The following is a 1,255-nucleotide window of genomic DNA, read 5'->3' on the forward strand; positions in this document are numbered from 1 at the left end:
TATTGCCAACACAGTGATGATGTGATATATTCATAAATGACCTCATATTTATTTATGGGTTATTGCATTTACCAGTAAACACAAACCGTCCAAAGTTTTCAGTGTTTACTGGTTTTTCTTTTTATAAGGTAGTTTCTACTTTATTATCAGCTATCTCTGCTACCTCATACTTCTACTTTATTAAATATATTTTAGTGTGTCAAGAAAAATTACCTTGGGCATGGTATTTTTTAATTAAAACTGAGTCTGATTTATGAAATTGTCAATTCCTATACAAAAATTCTTAAAGAAAAATTTAATTAAACTTGGATTGAAAAGAAAAGACTTTGCACAAAAAATTAATATGACGTATCCAACAGTGACTAGGCTTATTAATGCTTCTAGAAATAATCCTGAATTTATGACAATTATTACTCTAGCTGATTTTTTTCATTGCTCTATTGATGAAGTTATAGGACGAAAACAATATATATTGTGTAATGCACAGCAACAACAATTTTTACAATTACCTTTACACAAAGTGCAAAAAAACCTTATCTCATTTATTAAGAATAAGTTAGTCTTAGAAAAGATAACCGCTTATCAACTAGCCAAAAAATTAAAACTTGGCGAAACTGTTATTCATGATTTTATAAAAGATGGTAGTAATATAAATATCCTAAGTAGTCCTGTCATTATAAAATTAGCCAATTATTACTGTATTTCTTTGGATATTATGATTAACAGAACTCTAGTATCTAATGAATTTTAACATATTATTATATAATAGTTATACATGATATATATAATAGATAAATAATCGTTATATATTACTTTGTTTTTTATCAATATATTCTGAAACTATTCTTACCATAAAACTAGATCTATTTCCTTCAGTTGGATTGCTTTTTAAGTAATTATTAAGTTTTAAGTAAAATGAATCTGACATAGAGATCATTCTTCCTTTATATGTATCTTTTTTTTCTTGATATTGTGGGATTTGTGGGTCACTACTTTGAATAAAATCAAATTCTAGTTTTGAAATAGCATTAGGATTTGGTATACTTTTTATTTTTTTCATATTTAAAATATATTATTCAATAATCATTATATAATAACATTATAATTATTATATATCTATTGTATAAAATTGTTTTAGTTTATCTTGTATTTCTTGACTAATATTCTCTATTTCTCGTACCGCTTTTTGATCTTGTGGAGTCTGTTCCACCACTCCTCTACCACTTTTTATAGAATGTTTAAATGCTACTCTTTC

General features: G+C 25.3%; 2 protein-coding genes. One reads left to right on the forward strand and one right to left on the reverse strand.

All coding sequences use genetic code 11. The features are described 5' to 3' along the window. The first annotated feature begins 253 nt into the window (after positions 1-253). Positions 254-751, forward strand: coding sequence for a helix-turn-helix domain-containing protein (locus tag GCO76_RS07910; RefSeq protein ID WP_010424105.1), 498 nt, complete (start codon positions 254-256; stop codon positions 749-751). 51 nt (positions 752-802) lie between these two features. Here GCO76_RS07910 and GCO76_RS07915 read toward each other — a convergent pair whose 3' ends face one another. Next, positions 803-1,060, reverse strand: coding sequence for a hypothetical protein (locus tag GCO76_RS07915; protein ID WP_410956786.1), 258 nt, complete (start codon positions 1,058-1,060; stop codon positions 803-805). Positions 1,061-1,255 lie beyond the last annotated feature (195 nt).

Origin of the sequence: Rickettsia koreansis, from assembly GCF_046532895.1 — a bacterium.
Taxonomy (GTDB): domain Bacteria; phylum Pseudomonadota; class Alphaproteobacteria; order Rickettsiales; family Rickettsiaceae; genus Rickettsia; species Rickettsia rickettsii.